The 18942-nt window shown below is 47.3% G+C and carries 12 protein-coding genes; 5 read left to right on the top strand and 7 right to left on the bottom strand.

Annotated elements, in window-relative coordinates:
* Position 1: 1 nt before the first annotated feature.
* Positions 2-748 (bottom strand): helix-turn-helix transcriptional regulator, encoded by a 747-nt coding sequence (locus Q4Q57_RS11370; RefSeq protein ID WP_311890882.1) that lies wholly within the window; start codon positions 746-748, stop codon positions 2-4.
* Positions 749-921: 173 nt separating this feature from the next.
* Positions 922-1713, bottom strand: coding sequence for a ComF family protein (locus Q4Q57_RS11365; protein WP_311890881.1), 792 nt, complete (start codon positions 1711-1713; stop codon positions 922-924).
* Positions 1714-1745: 32 nt separating this feature from the next.
* Between Q4Q57_RS11365 and bioH the strand changes: the two genes are divergently transcribed.
* Together bioH and Q4Q57_RS11355 are read left to right on the top strand one after the other, a co-directional pair.
* On the top strand, positions 1746-2540 hold the full coding sequence (bioH, locus tag Q4Q57_RS11360; RefSeq protein WP_311890880.1) for a pimeloyl-ACP methyl ester esterase BioH: 795 nt from the start codon (positions 1746-1748) through the stop codon (positions 2538-2540).
* A gap of 61 nt (positions 2541-2601) precedes the next feature.
* A complete protein-coding gene (locus tag Q4Q57_RS11355) occupies positions 2602-3159 on the top strand; it encodes a hypothetical protein (protein ID WP_311890879.1) in 558 nt (185 codons plus the stop codon).
* Between the two features lie 99 nt (positions 3160-3258).
* Here the strand turns inward: Q4Q57_RS11355 and Q4Q57_RS11350 are convergent, their stop codons facing one another.
* From Q4Q57_RS11350 to Q4Q57_RS11330, 5 genes are all read right to left on the bottom strand, one after another.
* Positions 3259-5223 carry an LTA synthase family protein gene (locus Q4Q57_RS11350; protein WP_311890878.1) on the bottom strand — a complete coding sequence of 655 codons (1965 nt, stop codon included), beginning with the start codon at positions 5221-5223 and terminating at the stop codon, positions 3259-3261.
* A 217-nt stretch (positions 5224-5440) separates the two neighbouring features.
* The gene (locus tag Q4Q57_RS11345) at positions 5441-7804 is read right to left on the bottom strand and encodes a Tex family protein (protein ID WP_311890877.1); all 2364 of its coding nucleotides are present in this window, start codon (positions 7802-7804) and stop codon (positions 5441-5443) included.
* A gap of 163 nt (positions 7805-7967) precedes the next feature.
* Complete coding sequence (greB, locus tag Q4Q57_RS11340) at positions 7968-8471, bottom strand: transcription elongation factor GreB (RefSeq protein WP_006079584.1); 504 nt, start codon at positions 8469-8471, stop codon at positions 7968-7970.
* An 83-nt stretch (positions 8472-8554) separates the two neighbouring features.
* Positions 8555-9487 (bottom strand): diguanylate cyclase, encoded by a 933-nt coding sequence (locus Q4Q57_RS11335; RefSeq protein WP_311890876.1) that lies wholly within the window; start codon positions 9485-9487, stop codon positions 8555-8557.
* A complete protein-coding gene (locus Q4Q57_RS11330; RefSeq protein WP_311890875.1) occupies positions 9487-14376 on the bottom strand; it encodes a PAS domain S-box protein in 4890 nt (1629 codons plus the stop codon). Before Q4Q57_RS11330 ends, Q4Q57_RS11335 begins: the two co-directional genes overlap by 1 nt.
* Before the next feature lie 358 nt (positions 14377-14734).
* Between Q4Q57_RS11330 and ompR the strand changes: the two genes are divergently transcribed.
* The 3 genes from ompR (at position 14735) to Q4Q57_RS11315 (ending at position 18931) form a co-directional block, all read left to right on the top strand.
* Positions 14735-15460, top strand: a complete 726-nt coding sequence (ompR, locus tag Q4Q57_RS11325) for a two-component system response regulator OmpR (RefSeq protein ID WP_006079507.1) — start codon at positions 14735-14737, stop codon at positions 15458-15460.
* Positions 15461-15502: 42 nt separating this feature from the next.
* Complete coding sequence (gene envZ / locus Q4Q57_RS11320) at positions 15503-16819, top strand: two-component system sensor histidine kinase EnvZ (protein ID WP_311890874.1); 1317 nt, start codon at positions 15503-15505, stop codon at positions 16817-16819.
* Positions 16820-16948: 129 nt separating this feature from the next.
* Complete coding sequence (locus Q4Q57_RS11315) at positions 16949-18931, top strand: methyl-accepting chemotaxis protein (RefSeq protein WP_259542514.1); 1983 nt, start codon at positions 16949-16951, stop codon at positions 18929-18931.
* Positions 18932-18942: the final 11 nt, after the last annotated feature.

Here is an 18942-nt window from a genome sequence, read left to right as displayed (position 1 = left end):
TTTAGATCAACTCATATTGATGGGCTAAATGGATTAAGTTTGCTCTATTTGTAGCCCCAAATTTCTTGCGCATAGCTTCCATATGATATTCAACTCCTCTGACACTTATCGGGAGCTGAGTTGAAATTTCGTCATTCTGAAGGCCGTTTGCGACCATGAGCAGGATATCTCTCGCATTATCTTTAAGTAGCGAGCTTTGTAGAAATGGATTGAACAATTGTTTATTACATTCAAACAGCTTGTTTTGGGCTTCCTTTAAAGTATCAGCCAATCCCTCTAATGCTATCTCTGAGTCGCTAAGATGGCTGAGTAGTATGAAGCGGCCTGCCCAATGACGATTAGTGTGGCATGAGATGGGCCAGCTCAAAACACTTTGAATATTATGCTTACTAAACAGTAGGCTGGTCTTATCATTTTTTTCACTCGTGAATCTATACATATAAGATTTTGAAGTATCTAATGAAAATCCAAAATTGAAATCATTGGCTGCAACCTGATTTAAATAAAAACGCTGTAATTCAGCGACAACAGGGGAAGAAGCTATACTGGCGATAGGTTTTCGTAACGCCGTAGGAGAGAACAGATTGGTATCTTTTGGAAAGTGATAATTTTCATACGCACAATGTGGAACTCCCTGAAACCAGAAACCACAGATACCATGCAGCTTCAAAGAATAGCTTATCGCGTGAATAACATCTTTCAGCATAGATGCCGCATTTGCATTTGATAGCGCCTGTTTAGCGTCCATAAATACCCTCCAAACGAAATAACATAGGAAGGTACATCAATAAAATTAACAAATAAAACTTATTGATACAGATACTTAAACCTTGTCTCAGAATTAAAACTTATTCATTTTCACTCAGTATTTTTGACATAATTTTGACATACACATAGATATAATGATGTGACCGCTATGTTTTAAACAGCGTCAACATCATCCAACAAGCCTGGCGCCTCTGCCCTTGCCAAACACCATACCTGCACATGTACGTATCGCGCTTCGAATAAGCGGGCAATTTCAGAGACTGTGGTGCCTGTCGTGACCACATCATCCACCAGTGCAATACGCTGGAACGCAAAATCATCCGCTAACATAAAGGCATCGTGTAAGTTTCGTCGTCGTTGTGCACCTGAAAGTCCGGCCTGCGGCCGAGTGTCTTGCTGGCGCGTTAATCCCTCGCTCACTAACGGCAGTTGCATGAGCTGTGATAACTCATGGGCAATTAACCACGCCTGATTAAATCCCCGTTGTTGTAAGCGTTTTGGATGCAATGGAACTGGCACTATCGCTTGCGGCAAGGTGATTAATCCTTGCTGTTCTAATAGCTTAATTCGCGCCACTAAGGCGCGACACAGCACGGGCAAAGCGGCAAGTTGCCCTTGATATTTAATCGCGCCAACCCAAGCCCCTAAACCTTGATGGTAACTGCAGGGGGCAACGACTTTACGCGGCTGACGCTTTTGGCATTCCCCGCAATAATCGACCTCGATTTGCATCGACTTACCGCAGCCTAAGCAAATAGGTCCATGATATAAGCCAGATTGAAGACAAACGATGCAAATGCCCGTCTCGGAGATAGGTATGGATTGGTGGCACAGCAGGCAACGGTTAGGTAAACTGCCCGCCAACCACCTTGTGCCGAGTTGATAGCCTAAACGCATAATCCGCAAAGCAGATTGCGGCCAAATCCTTTTGACAAAGTGCGGCATACATTCACCTAATCCATTTTTGAGGCACTCAAGTGAGCCAAGTGACATCCACAAACCACGCAAATTTGCATATTGAAATCAGAGGCCAAGGGCCAGATCTGGTGATGCTTCACGGTTGGGGAGTCAATAGCGCTGTGTTTACGCCATTACATGAGTCACTGTCTCAGTATAGGGTGCACTATGTCGACTTGCCGGGCTTCGGCCATAGTCAGATGGTGGAAGGTGATCTATTAGCTTGGGTCGATGCCTTAGTAGCCGCATTACCAGAACACGCTATTTGGGCCGGCTGGTCACTCGGTGGGCTCGTTGCGACTCAGGCAGCACTAAGTTACCCACAAAAAATCAAAGGCTTGATCACTATCGCCTCATCCCCCTGCTTTATGGCAAGGGAAGACGAAGCATGGCCGGGCATTCCACCCCAAGTCCTTAATCAATTTAGAGAACAACTCGAGCAAAATTTACCTAAAACTATAGAGAGATTTCTAGCGATTCAGGCCATGGGCAGCGAAACCGCCAAAGAAGATATCAAACGGCTGCGCGATCTTGTTCTTGCGCGCCCATTACCCGATGCCAGAGCCTTAACTCAAGGTTTAAGCATGCTGACTGACATCGACTTAAGACCGCAACTGACAGAATTACAGCAACCTTGGCTAAGGATCTGGGGTCGACTCGATGGGCTAGTGCCCAAACGCGTACCACCTAAGATGCCGATCACGCCGCAAATTGAAGATATGATGCTTGCCAAAGCCTCCCATGCGCCGTTTATTTCCCATCAACAGGAGTTTTTGCAAGTATTTATGCCTTGGTTAACGTTACAGACACGTTAACGCTTTATCTTTGAGCGATTAATGACTAGTATTTAACCATTAATGTGCCAAGGAATTTTCCATGTTAGTTGTCAGTAACTACCCCCAAGTCCCACTAGCGACCAGTAATGTCGCGACGGACTCGGCTCGGGTCGACAACCAACTGAAACCAGTGGTCATTCCCCCACAAGCTGCCACTAAAGGCCATGAAGAACGCGCCTTTAATCCGCAGAATGAACGCACAGCAGATCAAACTCAGCAACAAACCAAAACGCTCGAGAATAATCAGCAACAAGTTCAAGAAAAACAGCAGCAACAGCAATCCTCGCAGCAACAAAGCCAACAACAGCAAGAGAAAAAAGCCCCCCTTGTGGTGGCCGAGCGGGTGTTACCTAAGACGCTTAAAGTTGCTGCACGCGGTCAAGCGGCGCTGCAACGTAAGGATATCCGCTTAAAGGTCAGTCAAGGTGCGGCAAATTATGCCAGCAGTAACGCCAAAGCGAATACCAGTAGTGCGGCAAGGCAATCACTCCAAGGTGAATCAACTCAATTTTATCAACAGCTTGGGCAACGCATTGGTCAGTTCTATCAACAACAGACTCAGCCAGAGCAAGAATCTATTATGTCGACGTGGATTTAACCTATTCCAATCGTATGAATCCGTTTGCGCACAAAATTAACCTGAATGATAAACAAAAATGCCGCTAAAAATAGCGGCATTTTTTATGCTGTTTAACGCTTATTTAGGCAAACGATACAGCTCTTGCTGGTAGGCCAAACTGCCCCATAATGCCCAACTTAAGGCTTTCTTCTCTAACGCTGCTGCAGCTGGCGCATAAGGCGTTAACTGCTCAGTTTTTTCGTTATATTCGAAACCTTGAGCCGCTTTTTCTGGCTGCAGGATCACTACATCTTTACCTTCCATCAGGGCAAAGTTTTTATCGTATTGCATTAACGCGCGTCCAGGCCAATCATCGCTGACCTGGGTCAAATCTCGGCCTAGCATAGGATAAGAGTCTGAAATACCAATCAATGATAGAAGTGTTGGCGGTAAATCAATTTGGCTCACAATGCGATGATCGCGTTTTGGCGCTAAATTATCCCCAAGGATTAAACCCGGAATACGAAAACGTGTCACTGGCACCAGATCCGCGCCACCCACTCGACTGTCATGGTCGGCAACCACGATAAAAATCGTGTCTTTCCAGTAGTCCGCATTTTTCGCCAGTTTGAAAAACTCACCAATCGCATAGTCGGCATATTTCGCTGCATTGTTGCGGGTTTGCTTAGGTTGCTCGTACAGCTCGATACGATCATCTGGGAATTCAAATGGATCGTGGTTGCTCGAGCTAAACACTAAACTAAAGAAAGGCTTACCTTCGCTGTGCAGACGCTCAAACTCACTATTCGCCTTACGCATTAAATCTTCGTCAGAGGCGCCCCACGAACCCACAAAGGTCGGAGATTTATAATCTTTCTGATCTATGATGTCACTAAAGCCGTTGCCCAAAAAAAAGCTACGCATATTGTCGAAATGGCTCTCACCACCATAGATAAACTGCGTGGTATAACCATGATTTTTAAGTAATTCAGCTATGCTGAAGAAGCCAACTTGGCTCTTACCCAGTTTCACCACAGCACGGGCTGGAGTCGGGGTAAAGCCTGTTGTCACGGCTTCGATTCCGCGCACTGAACGAGTACCAGTAGCGTACAAGTTATCGAAATACCAACCTTCTTTGGATAAAGCATCGATATTCGGAGTCAGGGGTAAACCGCCTAAACTGCCCACAAAACGTGCGCCTAAACTCTCTTGCAGTAAGATCACTAAGTTCTTTGGCTTACCAGTATAACTGGCTTGGTTAAAGCTTAGCGATGGGATATCCGTAGAGGTAAATGCACTGTCAGGACGACCACTTTCCTGTCTTATGGTCGCAATAATCTCAGCATTATCTAACTTACCATACACTTTAGAAGCATCTTCTTCACTGCCCATTTGCTTGATGGCAAACACTAATGAATAGGCTGAATTGATAACTAACGAGTTAACTAATGGATCATCGGCAAAGGCCACTAGAGCAGGGTTAAGTGGCCTATGACCTAAGGTTGAACGAGCACCTAATATCGTGATAGCGATAACAATTAATGCTAATACTGGACGCCAATACCAGCGTGGAAAGCGTAAATTTTTAGTGAGCTTACCGCTTAACACCCAGCCACCCCAAAGCGTACCGATAGTTAATAGTACGGAGAAGATCAGCTCAAGTTTGCGACCCGCCCACAGCATAGAAAGCACTTCTTTCGGGTAGATCAGATATTCCACATACAAACGATTCGGGCGAATACCGTATTCTTCAATAAACGCAGGGGTCGATGCTTCTAAAAAGAGGATGATCCACAGACCGACAGTTAACCACACCCGCAAAATCGGCTGCCACAGACGGCCAATAAAATGATCACCCGAAAACAATGCGGTTCCTAAGGCAGCAATACCCCATAACCAGCACAGGGTAGCGATATCGACGCGTAAACCTTGGATTAAGAGATGCGACCAACCATCAACAGCGGCCACGCGATCGGCTTGCCACAGCCCTAAAGCGATACGGCTCGCGGTGGCAATAAAAAGCACTAATAGCGAGAAAATAAAGATGGCGCGGAAAGGCCCATGGGCATTGTTGTGCCCGCGAGGTGATAAACCAGATTGCATGTGTTACCCCAAAACGTATAAAGAGCCACTCAGCGTTGGAGTGTCAATTTGAAAAAAATCGGTGAATAAGCTGTGCTATGACAACCGATTTTGCTTAACGTTGCATTAAATGCCGACTTTATATTCCCTAAGACGATATTGATGCAACAATTTTGTGAGTAACATGTAAAAAAGTCGACTCGGACATGGCTTAAGTCCGAGTCTTAACGGTTCACGCTTACTTTTTCAGCTTAGCGAAGGCATCAGCAAAGGCATTGCCCATGGCCGCGTTCGCAGGTGCTTTAGGTGCTTGCTTTTGCGCAGGACGTGCAGCAGGTTTCGTCGACTGTGGTGCCTTATCATTATGAGCTCTGGCAGGATTATGTGGTCTTTGCTGCGATTTACTTTGATCGATAGCTTCATCCAAACGCATGCTCAAACCGATACGGCGACGCTCAACGTCCACTTCCATCACTTTGACTTTAACCACATCACCCGCCTTCACGATTGTGTGGGGATCGCTGATAAACTTGTCGGTCAGTGAAGAGATATGCACCAGTCCATCTTGATGCACGCCAATATCGACGAAGGCACCAAAGTTAGTCACGTTGGTCACCACGCCTTCGAGCACCATTTCAGGTTTCAAGTGTTTAAGTTCTTCCACACCATCTTTAAACTTGGCGGTTTTGAACTCACCACGGGGATCGCGACCAGGCTTATCCAGCTCGGCTAAAATATCCATCACAGTTGGTAAACCAAACTCCGCCGTAATGAACTCTTCAGGTTTGATGCTGCGCAGTAGATCTGAGTTACCCATCAGGCTCGCCAGCTCCACTTGTTTAGCCTTAGCGATAGTTTCGACGAGTGAATAAGCCTCTGGATGCACAGACGAAGCATCGAGTGGGTTGTCACCTTCACGAATACGTAAAAAGCCCGCCGCTTGCTCATAGGCTTTAGGCCCTAAACGTGGCACTTTCAGTAACTCTTTACGATTTTTAAACTGACCATTGGCATCACGGTAATCGACCACGTTTTTCGCTAACGTCTTGTTTAAACCGGCCACTTGCGACAACAAAGGCGCAGAGGCCATGTTGAGATCCACACCCACGCCGTTTACACAGTCTTCAACCACGGCTTCCAGCGAACCCGATAATTGGCTTTGGCTCACGTCGTGTTGGTATTGGCCCACACCGATAGACTTAGGCTCAATTTTCACCAGTTCGGCTAACGGATCTTGCAAACGACGCGCGATAGACACAGCACCACGAATCGAGACATCGAGATCAGGAAACTCTAGCGCCGCCAATTCCGATGCCGAATACACAGACGCGCCCGCTTCGCTGACCATCACTTTAGTCAACTCTGGATGGGTATCTTTCACGGCGGCAATCAGCTCAGCGGCCAGCTTGTCGGTTTCCCGTGATGCCGTGCCGTTACCAATCGCAATTAATTCAACTTTGTGCATTTTGACTAAGTTAGCCAGAGTACGAATCGACTTTTCCCACAGATTTTGCGGTGCATGCGGGAAAATCGTCGCATGGCACAACATCTTACCCGTGTTATCGACCACCGCCACTTTCACGCCAGTACGTAAACCTGGATCGAGTCCCATGGTGGCTTTCGCGCCCGCTGGAGCGGCCATCAATAAGTCACCTAAGTTACGGGCGAAAACTTTTATCGCTTCGGCTTCGGCGCGTTCGCGCATTTGCGAAATAAACTCTGTTTCCATCTGTAGCGCAATCTTAATGCGCCATGTCGCCGTCACCACGGTTTTTAACCATTGATCAACGCTGCTATCGCCTAATTTCAGCCCTAAGTGATCACAGATAATCACTTCGCAGTAACTACCTTGGCCCGCTTCGGCGGCGGGGTCTGCATTCATAGATAAGGTTAAGAAACCTTCGTTACGGCCACGCAGCATAGCCAGCGCACGGTGTGATGGGATCTTAGCTAACTGTTCGGTATGCTCAAAATAATCTCGGAATTTCGCGCCTTCTTTCTCTTTACCGGCAATTAAACGGCTTTCTAACACACTGTTTTGGCTTAAATGCTCACGCACTTTACGCAGTAATTCAGCGTCTTCGGCGTAGCGTTCCATCAGGATATAACGCGCACCTTCGAGCACAGCTTTAACATCGGCAAAACCCGCTTTGCTATTGATATAACCCGCCGCTGTAGTCTCGACATCTACGCTACGATCAACCAGTAAGGCATCGGCTAATGGCTCAAGCCCAGCTTCGATAGCGATTTGGCCCTTAGTGCGGCGCTTAGGTTTGAAGGGCAGGTATAAATCTTCGAGACGTGTCTTGCTGTCGGCGTCGTCAATAGCCCTTTGTAATTCTGGCGTTAACTTACCCTGAGCTTGGATGCTAGACAGAATCACTTGGCGTCTGTCGTTCAGCTCACGCAGGTAACCTAAACGTGTGTACAAGGTACGCAGTTGCGTATCGTCTAATCCGCCCGTGGCTTCTTTACGATAACGGGCAACGAAGGGAACTGTCGCACCATCGTCAAGCAGAGTGATGGTTGCGGCAACTTGTTGCTCACGAACATTCAGTTCTTGAGCGATAATCTGAGCGATGTTATGTGCATTAGTTTGCATAAATAAAGTGTCGTGCCTAACTGTAAAGTAAGTCGTTATTGCGCCAAAGATACCACAGGCGCCCCGTATGTTTCATGCTAAAGCCTAAGTCAAATCAGAGTCTTTGATCTTTCCCCGTTATGCCATGGTGACCGCAGCGGTTGTCACGGCGGCAACCCTGTCGCTAATCTGCCTCGCTGGCGAGAGTGGTTTCAAAAGGAGTGTAACGGATCTGATTGATATACCACTCTTTTGGACCCGATGGCGTTTGCACTACCACCTCATCGTCCACTTGCTTGCCGATTAAGGCACGCGCCATGGGCGAGTCGATGGTGATGTAGCCCAATTTGGTATCGAGTTCATCTTTACCGACGATCCGGTAACGCACGCGATCACCCGCTTCATTTTCAAGCTCAAACCAAGCGCCGAAGAATATTTTACCTTCCTGCTGCGGTGAGTAATCGACGATTTTTAACTCTTCCAGCCGCTTAACTAAGTACCTTACTCGGCCATCAATTTGTCTTAACAAACGCTTGTTGTAGGTGTAATCAGCGTTTTCGCTACGGTCGCCTTGCGCCGCCGCTTCTTGGACTTTAAGGGTGATTTGCGGCCGATATTCTTTCCACAAATACTTCAATTCTTTATCTAAAGTTTGCCAACCCTGTCGGGTGATCAAATGCGCTTTCATAACTCTTTATTATCCACATGCTGAGCAAAAAACAGCGGCAATTTCACAAAATGCACGCTAAAAATCACATACAAACTCACGGGCTAAAGCCCTAGGCCTACTACTTGGTTACGTCCACTCTCTTTCGCCAAGTACAATTGCTGGTCCGCTGTTTCGATCAGTGTTTGCCAAGTCAAATCACTTTTGGGCAGCACGCTCGCAACACCCGCACTAATCGTCACTTCTTGGAAGCTCGACTCGAGATGTTCAAGATGCAAAGCTTGTACTGCATTCACTATTTTCTGTGCCGTATGAATGGCACCGGCAAGCTTGGTTTCTGGCAGAATACAAATAAACTCCTCCCCGCCATAACGTGCAACAAAGTCAGTCGCGCGCTGCAGAGAATCGCTTATGGCTTTTGCAACCTGTCGCAAACATTGGTCGCCTTCCTGATGACCATAACGATCATTAAAACGTTTAAAAAAATCCACATCTAGCATCACCACAGATAAGGCTAACTCGTTGCGGCAGCAATGTTTCCATATTTCAGGAAGTCGCTGCTCAAACTGACGTCGATTGGCGACGCCCGTTAAACTGTCATGCAGCGCGATGGAATGCAACAGATCGGATTGTCGCTTGAGGGTAAACTGATTCTTTACCCGCGCAGTGGTGATAATTGGATTGATAGGTTTATGGATAAAATCGACTGCACCCAGCTGAAAACCTTTAACTTCTTGCACTTCATCAAAATGAGCCGTGACAAAAATAACCCCAATAGTCGCGGTTTCAGGATCGGCTTTAATATGTTGGCAAACGTCAAAACCCGACATACCAGGCATTTCAATGTCTAACAGCACTAAATCTGGCTGTACCTTCTGGCATATGGCTATCGCCTGCTCACCATTGGTCGCCATGAACAACTCATACTCTTCATTGAAGAGTTGATGCAGTATTTTGATATTGAGCGGCTGATCATCAACGATGAGGATCTTACCTTTCTCACTTTGGGGCCGAGCAATTAATTCTGCAAGATGCATTACGCCTCCTCCAACATGATAATCCGTAGCGTATCTAATGCCTGATTAAAATCGAGCGCTTGCACTTGCCCATGCAATATGGACCATTGTGGATGGCCTGACAGCAATTCAGCTAACTGGTCAGTTAAGGCCATAGCCTCTAAATTGTTCTCTTTTAATAGGTTCATTAGGGTATTAAGGTCCGTCTTAACACTTTGCACCGATACCGAAGAATACACGGCTTTTTCTACATTATCGCTAATAACTGCATTAAATTCTTCCACCTCAAAGTAGGTTGAAAGCTGCTGACTACTCTGATTAATGAGTACCTCTAACGTATCCGTCCAGCGCTTAATATCAATCAGTTCAGGGCATTCTTGCTTAAACTGTTTCTCTAAGTAAGCCGCATGCGCAGCTAAACGCCGAGCACCAAAATTACTGGCAATGCCTTTAATACCATGGCTAATCGCCGCCGCCGTTGAGTGATCAAATATCTTAGTCGACTGCTTAAAGAGCGCGAGTTGCTTCATCATTTCAGGCGCAAAACTTTTGGCCATTTTTTGGAAGAAAGACTGATTCCCCCCAAAACGACGCAGGATCAGGCGAATATCATCGAGTAATTGCTCATCACTCTGCTCCTGCGTCGCTTCAGGCCAGTGCCCTTCAAATTCAGCAGAGGTCATATCCTCACGGCCAACTAAGCGCAAAATACTCGGTAGTAATAGTGGCATATCGATGGGTTTGCCAACATGGTCATTCATACCCGCATTGAGACACTCTTGCCTATCGGACTGTGAAGCATTAGCTGTCATCGCAAGTATCGGTAATGCTGCAAAACGTCCATCAGCGCGGATACGTCGAGTCGCCTCCAATCCATCCATATCGGGCATTTGCATGTCCATGATGACAATATCGAATAAGTCACCACTCTCGAGCACCAAGGAAACACCTTCCATGCCGCCTTCTGCCAATACGACATTCGCGCCCTCATAACTCAATAGCTCATCGATAACTTGTCGATTGAGTTGATTATCTTCCACCACTAATATGGTTAGCCCTGCTAAAGATCGCTGTGAACGTGGCTGAGGGTGCGCCTCCATTGTCTTACCTTCGATGGCATTCAACACAGCTTCTGCCAAGATCTGCGATGTCACAGGTTTAGTGAGGAAATTAACAAAAGGGACACTGCTAATCTGCTGACTCTCGGCAATCACTTCATGACCGTAAGCCGTTAACATTACCACCAGCGGAGTCTGGTTATTCGCGTCTGAGTTACGCAGCATTTCGGCGGTTTGCAACCCATCAAGGTCTGGCATACGCCAATCCATCAACACCACATCAAACGGTGCCGATTTTTCATGGGATTGTTTAGCCTTCTCTAGAGCAGCATATCCGCCTAAGGCAGTTTCAACCTCACACCCAAATCCGGTCAAAATTTTCTCTAAAATTTCTACCGTCAATTCATTATCATCAACCACTAACACTCGGTATCCGCTAAGGTCTGCGTGCCGAGTTTCTTCGACTTGTATGATAGGAAACGTCACATCAAACCAGAAACGGCTTCCAACACCCACCTTGCTGGTCACATGTAACTCACTGCCCATAAGGCCGATCAGCCTTTTGCTTATTGCTAGCCCGAGCCCTGTGCCCCCAAAACGGCGTGATGTTGAGGATTCTGCCTGTTCAAATCCGGTAAAAATCCGCTCAATCTGCTCGTCACTGATACCAATACCCGTATCGGTAATTGAAATTTGCACTGTGACTGTATCTGCCTCATGTCGTAAACATTCAATGCCGACAATCACTTGACCGTGGTGAGTGAATTTAAGGGCATTACCTGCGAGGTTAACGAGGATCTGTTGCAATCTAAGTTGATCTGCTAACAGCCAAGGAGGCAAAGCCGTGTCGAGATCAAACATCACCTCGACATCTTTATCACCATGGTTACCCGACAGTACAACGGCAAGATCCCGCATCAGCAATTCAATCGAACAGGGATGAAGATCGAGTACTAACTTGCCAGCATCAATTTTAGAAAAGTCGAGAATGTCGTTCAGCAGTCCTAATAAGGACTTAGCGGCCGTTTGAGTTTTATTAACATAATCTTGCTGCTGCCTAGACAAAGAGGTGTATTGAATTAATTGCAGCATGCCTAATACGGCATTCATTGGGGTGCGAATTTCATGGCTCATATTGGCTAAAAATGCAGACTTAGCCGCACTCGCCGCATCGGCCTCCTGCTTAGCTTCTCGCAAGCTTTCTTCCAATTGTTGCTGTTCAGTGATATCTAAATTAATCCCAATCACTCTAATCGCATGACCCTGTTTATCGCGCTCTACTTGGGCGGCTGCCTGAACGAAGCGAATCGAGCCATCTGTCCTTACCACCCTAAAAATAGGGTCATATTTCGCCGTTCCTTCAACAGCGCCTTTCAATTTAGCATCAGCAAAAGCAATATCGTCAGGATGGACCCGCATCGACCAGTGCTCATAGGTTAATCCTTGTTCACGAAGACTTTCAGGCTGATCGTAAATCGCAAACATACGTTCATTCCATTCAAGCGAATTACCGAGCAGATTCCAAGTCCAGATACCTAACTGAGCCACTTCGGCGGCCTTACTTAAATGGTTACTGGCCGTCATCAGTGCTTGTTGCTGCAGTAACATCAGTGAAATATCGACGCCAATGCCTAAATAACCAATAATCTCGCCAACACTGTCCCGCATCGCAGTGACAGAAAGTGACACTTGAAACTGGCTACCGTCTTTACGCACATAGGTCCAATTGCGGGTTTCCGAACCTTCGGCTCTTGCCTTATAGATGAAAACATCAAAGCCTTGAATGTCGTGACCATATTCAGCGGAGAGCTCCGCAGACCTGACCATTACCTCCTCTGGCAAATGCAGAGGCGCAGGGGTAGATTGACCTATCATTTCCTCGGCTGAATAACCGAGTAAGCGCTCTGCTCCACGGTTAAAAATGGTGATATTCCCTTGTACATCAGTGGCTATGATGGACATTTCAGAGGCGGCATCGAGCACGTTAGTCAGTAATGACCCTAAGTTATTTTTCTCAATCTGTGTCAACTTACGGTCGGTAATATCAATCCTTAATGCCACAAAACGTTCAATTTTACCGTATTCATCAAATACTGGACCAATCACAGTATCGAACCATTTCAACGTTTGGTGCTTATCACGATTGCAGATTTCACCGTGCCAAGACTGTCCCACGTTTATCTGTTGCCACATAGCTCGCCAGAAAGATGCATCATGTTCACCTGACTTGAGTATTGCATGGGTTTTCCCCACCAGTTGCTCACGCGCATAGCCACTAATACGGCAAAAATTATCATTCACCTCTAAGATGACGCCATTGGGGTCAGTAACGGAATAGAGTAGCTGTTGATTAATAGTGTCGAGCAAGGTTTGGTTTTCGAGTAACGCCTGCTGCAGCGCATGGGTACGCTTGGCTACTTGCCGTTCGAGACTCGCATTTAAGCTCAATATATATCGCTCAGCTTCCTGCTGCGCCGTAATATCGCGGATCGTTTGACTCATACCTACTATGTTGCCGTGTTCGTCGTAAATAGGCATGGCTGTTGTCGAGGTTGATAAATGGCTACCATCTTGTCGTTGATGGCTAGATATCCGATTTAATAAGGTTTTCCCCGCTAACACTTCGGCGAATAATGCTCTTTCTTGCTGCACTATGCTGGCAGGAATAATCAATTTACAACACGACTGGCCAAGAGCGTGCGCCTCGGTATAACCAAATAACTGCTCCGCACCTCGGTTCCAACTGGTAATTTGGCCTTTAGTGTCATAACTGATAATGCCATCGAGGGAATGCTCCAGCATGTTAGCGCGCCTTGCCTGCTCAAGTTGTACTTGTTTCTTACGCTGCAAACTAATAGACCACATGGCAATTAACGCAGCTAAAAGCAGGCTAAACAAACTGCCACTTAACAGCACTAAACTGGGCTGATTAAGACGCAGTGACTTAATAAATGATGGATAAGCGATGACTTCTATCTGCCATTGACGCCCAAAAATGTCTTTCGTCATTTTATGGCGATATGCAGATAGTGGAGACGCATCATCAGGGTGTGTTTCAAAAAAACTGATGGGGTGCTCAGCTTGGGTGATATCGCTAAGGAGCAGCTTAGTCATCTTTTGATTTAGCGCTAACCCAGTCAGTACTTCATTCGTCACTAAGGGTGCATAACTCCAACCATACCCAGCTGAAAGTCTTTCCTGTTGTGTTTTAGGTACTAAACCCGTGCGATAAATAGGCTGCAGAATTAAGAATGATTGTAGCGGCCTGCCCGTAGCCTGCACTAATGTGATGGGTGCAGATAAACGCACTTCACCGGATAACATAGCCGCATCGGCAGCGGCTTTACGATGTGCCTCTGAGGCAATATCTAAGCCAACGGCAGCTTTATTGCGGTCTACTGGCTCAATATATTCAATAACGTATCTTTCACCATCATGAGCGTTAAGTTGGCGAATATTAAAATCAGGCCAATCATCTTGACGAACTCTTGCTATAAATGCCGCTTCATCGGCACTGGGTACTCGACGAATAAAGCCAAATCCACGGGCGCCGGGAAACTCATGGTCCACATCCCGCGTTAAACTATAGCGATGGAAGCTAGCACGACTAATTCCATGCTCACCCGCAGTGACTATCGTACCGCGTGCACCGCGTAAACCATATTGATATAAGGTGATACGGTTAATCACGTTCTCACTGATTTGCTCCGCGTTTTCGCGCAAGGCTTGCTCAATCGTTTGGGCGTTCATGCGCCCCGTCAACCCTGTTAATAACGCGCTTAGCGCCAATCCAATCAACAGGACTAATAAGCCCCATTTCGAAGCATTTTTATAACTCATGGACAAGTGCATAAACGCCTAATAATTGATAATCAGAGAGTTATGATTTTGGACTAATAAAAATCCTTTTGCCACTCAGCGAATATCAACAAACGATAAATGCGCCAAAAGTTGCTGATGCCCATTTAGTTACAATTTCACCCTTGGCGTGAATAAACGCGAGTATTCCCATGCAATTTCATTTGCTTAGTATTAACATTGGGCAATAAATGTCAGCATTTATCGCATTCAAGCCACTAAGGTGAGCTAGTCGCCTAGGTTGAATGCGGCTATATTAGGCAGATTCGTTTTCAATTTCAGCCAGTTGGTTAATCTTAACTGTTTCTCGTCAGTAGAATAAGCACCAATCTGAGCAATTAAAGGACATCCCATGGGACAAGAAACCTCGAAAATCCTCGTCGTCGATGATGATATGCGCCTGCGAGCGTTACTCGAGCGTTACCTGATGGAGCAAGGTTATCAGGTGCGCAGCGCGGCCAATGCCGAGCAGATGGACCGCCTATTAGAACGTGAAAACTTCCATCTACTCGTGCTCGACTTAATGTTGCCCGGTGAAGATGGCCTGTCTATCTGCCGCCGTTTGCGCCAGCAAGGTAATCCTATTCCGATCGTGATGCTGACGGCCAAGGGCGATGAAGTCGACCGTATTATTGGCCTAGAGTTAGGCGCCGACGATTATCTGCCAAAACCTTTCAATCCACGGGAATTGCTCGCGCGGATCAAAGCCGTGATGCGTCGCCAAACCCAAGATGTACCCGGTGCGCCCGCCCAGCAAGAAGCACAAATCAGCTTCGGTGAGTTTTCGCTAGATTTAGCCACCCGTGAAATGTACCACGGCGACGAATCGATTGCGCTCACCAGCGGTGAGTTTGCCGTGCTTAAAGTGCTCGTCACCCATCCACGCGAGCCCTTGTCTCGGGATAAGTTGATGAACCTCGCCCGTGGCCGCGATTATTCTGCGCTAGAACGCTCCATCGACGTGCAAGTGTCACGTCTGCGGCGTTTAATCGAAAAAGATCCTGCAAATCCGCGTTACATTCAAACGGTGTGGGGATTAGGTTATGTGTTTGTGCCCGATGGTGCAGCGCGTCGATGAGCCGCATTGCCATCTTAATCTCCTGCGGTTATTGAGCCCCCGATGAAAGCTAAGTTTTGGTGGCGGTTTGTGCCTCGCAGCGCGTTTAGTCAAACCGTGATGCTGATTGGTTGTCTATTACTGATCAATCAGCTGGTGTCTTACGTCACAGTTGCCGTCTATGTGCTTAAGCCAAGCTACCAACAAATCAATCAGTTAATCGCTCGCCAAGTCAAATTGCTGTTTGTCGATGGCATAGATATTGGCCGCGAGCACTTAACCATAGTCGATGCCCTCAATGCCAAAGTCCACGACGATGGCATGAAGATTTACAATCAGCAGCAAGCGCGCGAAGCTGGCATTGAGCAAGCGACTTACTATGGTTTCTGGTCGGCGCAGATGTCGGAATATCTCGGCGGCGACGCCGAAGTGCGTGTCACCCACGGCAGCGTATTACAGATTTGGATCCGTCCACCACAGGCGCCCTCGATTTGGATAAAAGTGCCGCTTATCGGTCAGAATGTTTCAGACCTTTCGCCGCTCACCCTCTATTTAATGGTCATAGGCGCCCTCAGCGTCGCTGGGGGGTGGTGGTTTGCCCGCCAACAAAACCGCCCACTTAGGCGACTACAAAAAGCCGCGATTGCCGTTTCCCGCGGTGAATTCCCCGATCCCTTGCCGCTTAATGGTTCGAGTGAAATTGTCGAAGTGACTAACGCCTTCAACCAGATGGCGCACAGCATGAAACAACTGGAGCAGGACAGAGCGCTATTGATGGCGGGGATTTCCCACGACTTGCGCACGCCGCTCACCCGTATTCGTCTCGCTTCTGAGATGATGGTTGAGGAAGATCAATATCTTAAAGATGGCATAGTCAACGATATCGAAGATATGGACGCCATCATCAGCCAGTTTATTGCGTATATTCGCCAAGATCAGGAAACCAGCCGTGAACTAGGGCAAATCAATAAACTCATTCAAGATGTCGCTCAAGCAGAAGCCAATCGCGCCGGCGAAATTGAAGTAGTATTAACTGACTGCCCCGAAGCTCAATTCCAAGCGATTGCCATCAAGCGAGTACTGAGTAACTTAGTCGAAAATGCCTTTCGCTATGGTTCTGGCTGGATCCGCATTAGCTCGCAGTTCGATGGCAAACGTATCGGTTTTAGTGTTGAAGATAATGGTCCAGGAATCGACGAGACACAAATTACCAAACTATTTCAACCATTTACCCAAGGTGATATCGCCCGAGGCAGTGTCGGCTCAGGCCTAGGTCTCGCCATCATCAAACGAATTATCGATAGACACCAAGGGCAAGTCACCCTCTCCAACCGCGCCGAAGGCGGTTTGAGAGCCCAAGTGTGGCTGCCGCTGGAATAGCGCGAGATCACATCTCTGCAAATCAAATGACAACGCTGACATTCAAGTGTGCGCTTGTCATATTAATGTCACGCTAAATTCATAAACTCAGAACAGTTAACTGGCTCTGACAATTATGAAGATTGCAAAATGAAAATTTCAACGCTGTCGCTCTCTGCTTCTGCCCTGTTGTTATTGCTCGCGGGATTATTAGCGGCCGTAGTGCTGTGGAGTAGTGATCAGCGACAAAATATAGAACAACAAACACTCACACTGCAAAGCATACAAGAAGACTTCCTCGTCGGCGTACGCCGCGATCTCGACGGCTATCTCGCCAGCGGCAACTCTAGCCAACTTGAACAAGCTAAAACTAAACTCAGCGCCATTAAGAACCAGCTCACAGAGCTTAATCTCGCCACCATGGGCGCTACCGATAATGACTTGCAAGCTATCTTAAGCAGCTTCATTCAAGATTTAGATACCAAGTACCGCGCCGCGGGTAAACTCGCTGGCAACCCCAGGCAACTGCTGGCCCACGCCGAATCTGAAATGCTCGACTATAACCGTCGTTTGGGCAGTTATGCCGATAAAGGCTTAGCCACAAATGCGGTGGTCGCCGAACAATATCTGCAATTGAGCCGCGATTTACCTTCCATCGTCTATCAACTTTCCCAGCTGACCGATGGCTATCTGATCGGCAAAAATCAGCAACTCAAGGGCATTTTAGACAGCACCAGCAAAGAGCTAAACACGTGGCACGACGCCCTCAGCGCACTGCCGTTAATCGGCGTATATGAGCAGCAAGAAGCCGATGAGTTTGCCCTCGGTGCCAGCGAACCAGAACAGATTGAAGTCGGCGAAAGTGACCGCAGTGAACTGCTCAGTCTCGCCAATCGATACAACAAAGAAGTCGCCAATACCCACCAATTGCTGCAAGCCAACCAAGAGATGCAAGATCAACTCATTCAAGCAATTAGCAATGTGGAACAACAGCTTATTGGCTTAGGTGAGGCTCAGGCGGCAAAGAATCAACAGCTGAAATATGAGCTACAACTGATCCTCTACACTATGGTTTCCATCATGGCCTTGTTTGCTATAGGTTATTTAATCCTGCAGCAAAATCGCGTCGTCAAACCGCTGAAACGTCTTAATCAAGCCTTTATGAAATTAAGCGAATCGAACAGCCGCGAGCGTTTAGATATTAATCGTCGCTGCGAGACTGGCCAAATCGCAGGTCATTTCAACCAGTTGCTGCAAAGGTTTGAACAGGAAGACGAGGCACAACGCCAGCAAATCACTAAGGTTTCTCAATCATTAAGCCAACTGGTTGCGCGCATTACTCAGCTATCGCAGCACACAGAGCACACTCAGACGATTGTGGCCGATACGCAAACACAGACCGAACATATCCGTAGCCTCGCCAATGAGGTGAGCCACACTTCGGCACTCGTGGAAGACAGCGCCGCCGAAACCATGCGCCAAATGCAGTCGAGCCAAACTGAAGCCGAGGCCGTACTCAGCGCAACTGAGCAGACGCAAACCGCCGTTGGCCTTTGCCATGCTTCCCTTGAAAGCCTGAATAACTCAGTGACGGATGTGTCGAAAATCATTGATGTAATTGGCAATATCGCCGAACAAACTAACTTACTCGCCCTCAATGCCGCCATTGAAGCTGCGCGGGCGGGAGAGCAAGGTCGCGGCTTTGCCGTGGTTGCCGATGAAGTGCGAAATTTAAGTCAGCGCACCCAAGTGTCTTTAAACGAAATCGTGAAGATTCTGCAGCAACTGACCCAATCGAATCATGCCCTCAGTGAGAGTGTCGATGGCATAGCACAGGCCACCAGCAGTCAAAAACTGCGTGCTCAGAGCCTATGGCAAGTGGCGCAAACGGTGCAAAACCAAGCGAGCGACATGGCCAATACCGCTAAACAAGGCTCGCTCAATGCCAAGGAGCAAGTCGATTATCTCGATCAATTTGTGCGCACTATGGATAGCTTAAAAGAACAGGCGCAAACCAGTTCACAACAGAGTGAAGTCATCGCCCAAGAAGTACAGCAGAGCGTCGAAGACATTGAAAACAGTTTAGGCATTGCCGATACTGGTAACTTAGCACCACAGTCGCGGGCCGCTTAACCCGCTAAAAT

Source organism: Shewanella sp. SP2S2-6, from assembly GCF_031931965.1.
Lineage (GTDB): Bacteria > Pseudomonadota > Gammaproteobacteria > Enterobacterales > Shewanellaceae > Shewanella > Shewanella baltica.
The sequence above is the reverse complement of the archived record's forward strand: the minus strand, read 5'-3'. Positions and strand labels throughout refer to the sequence as shown.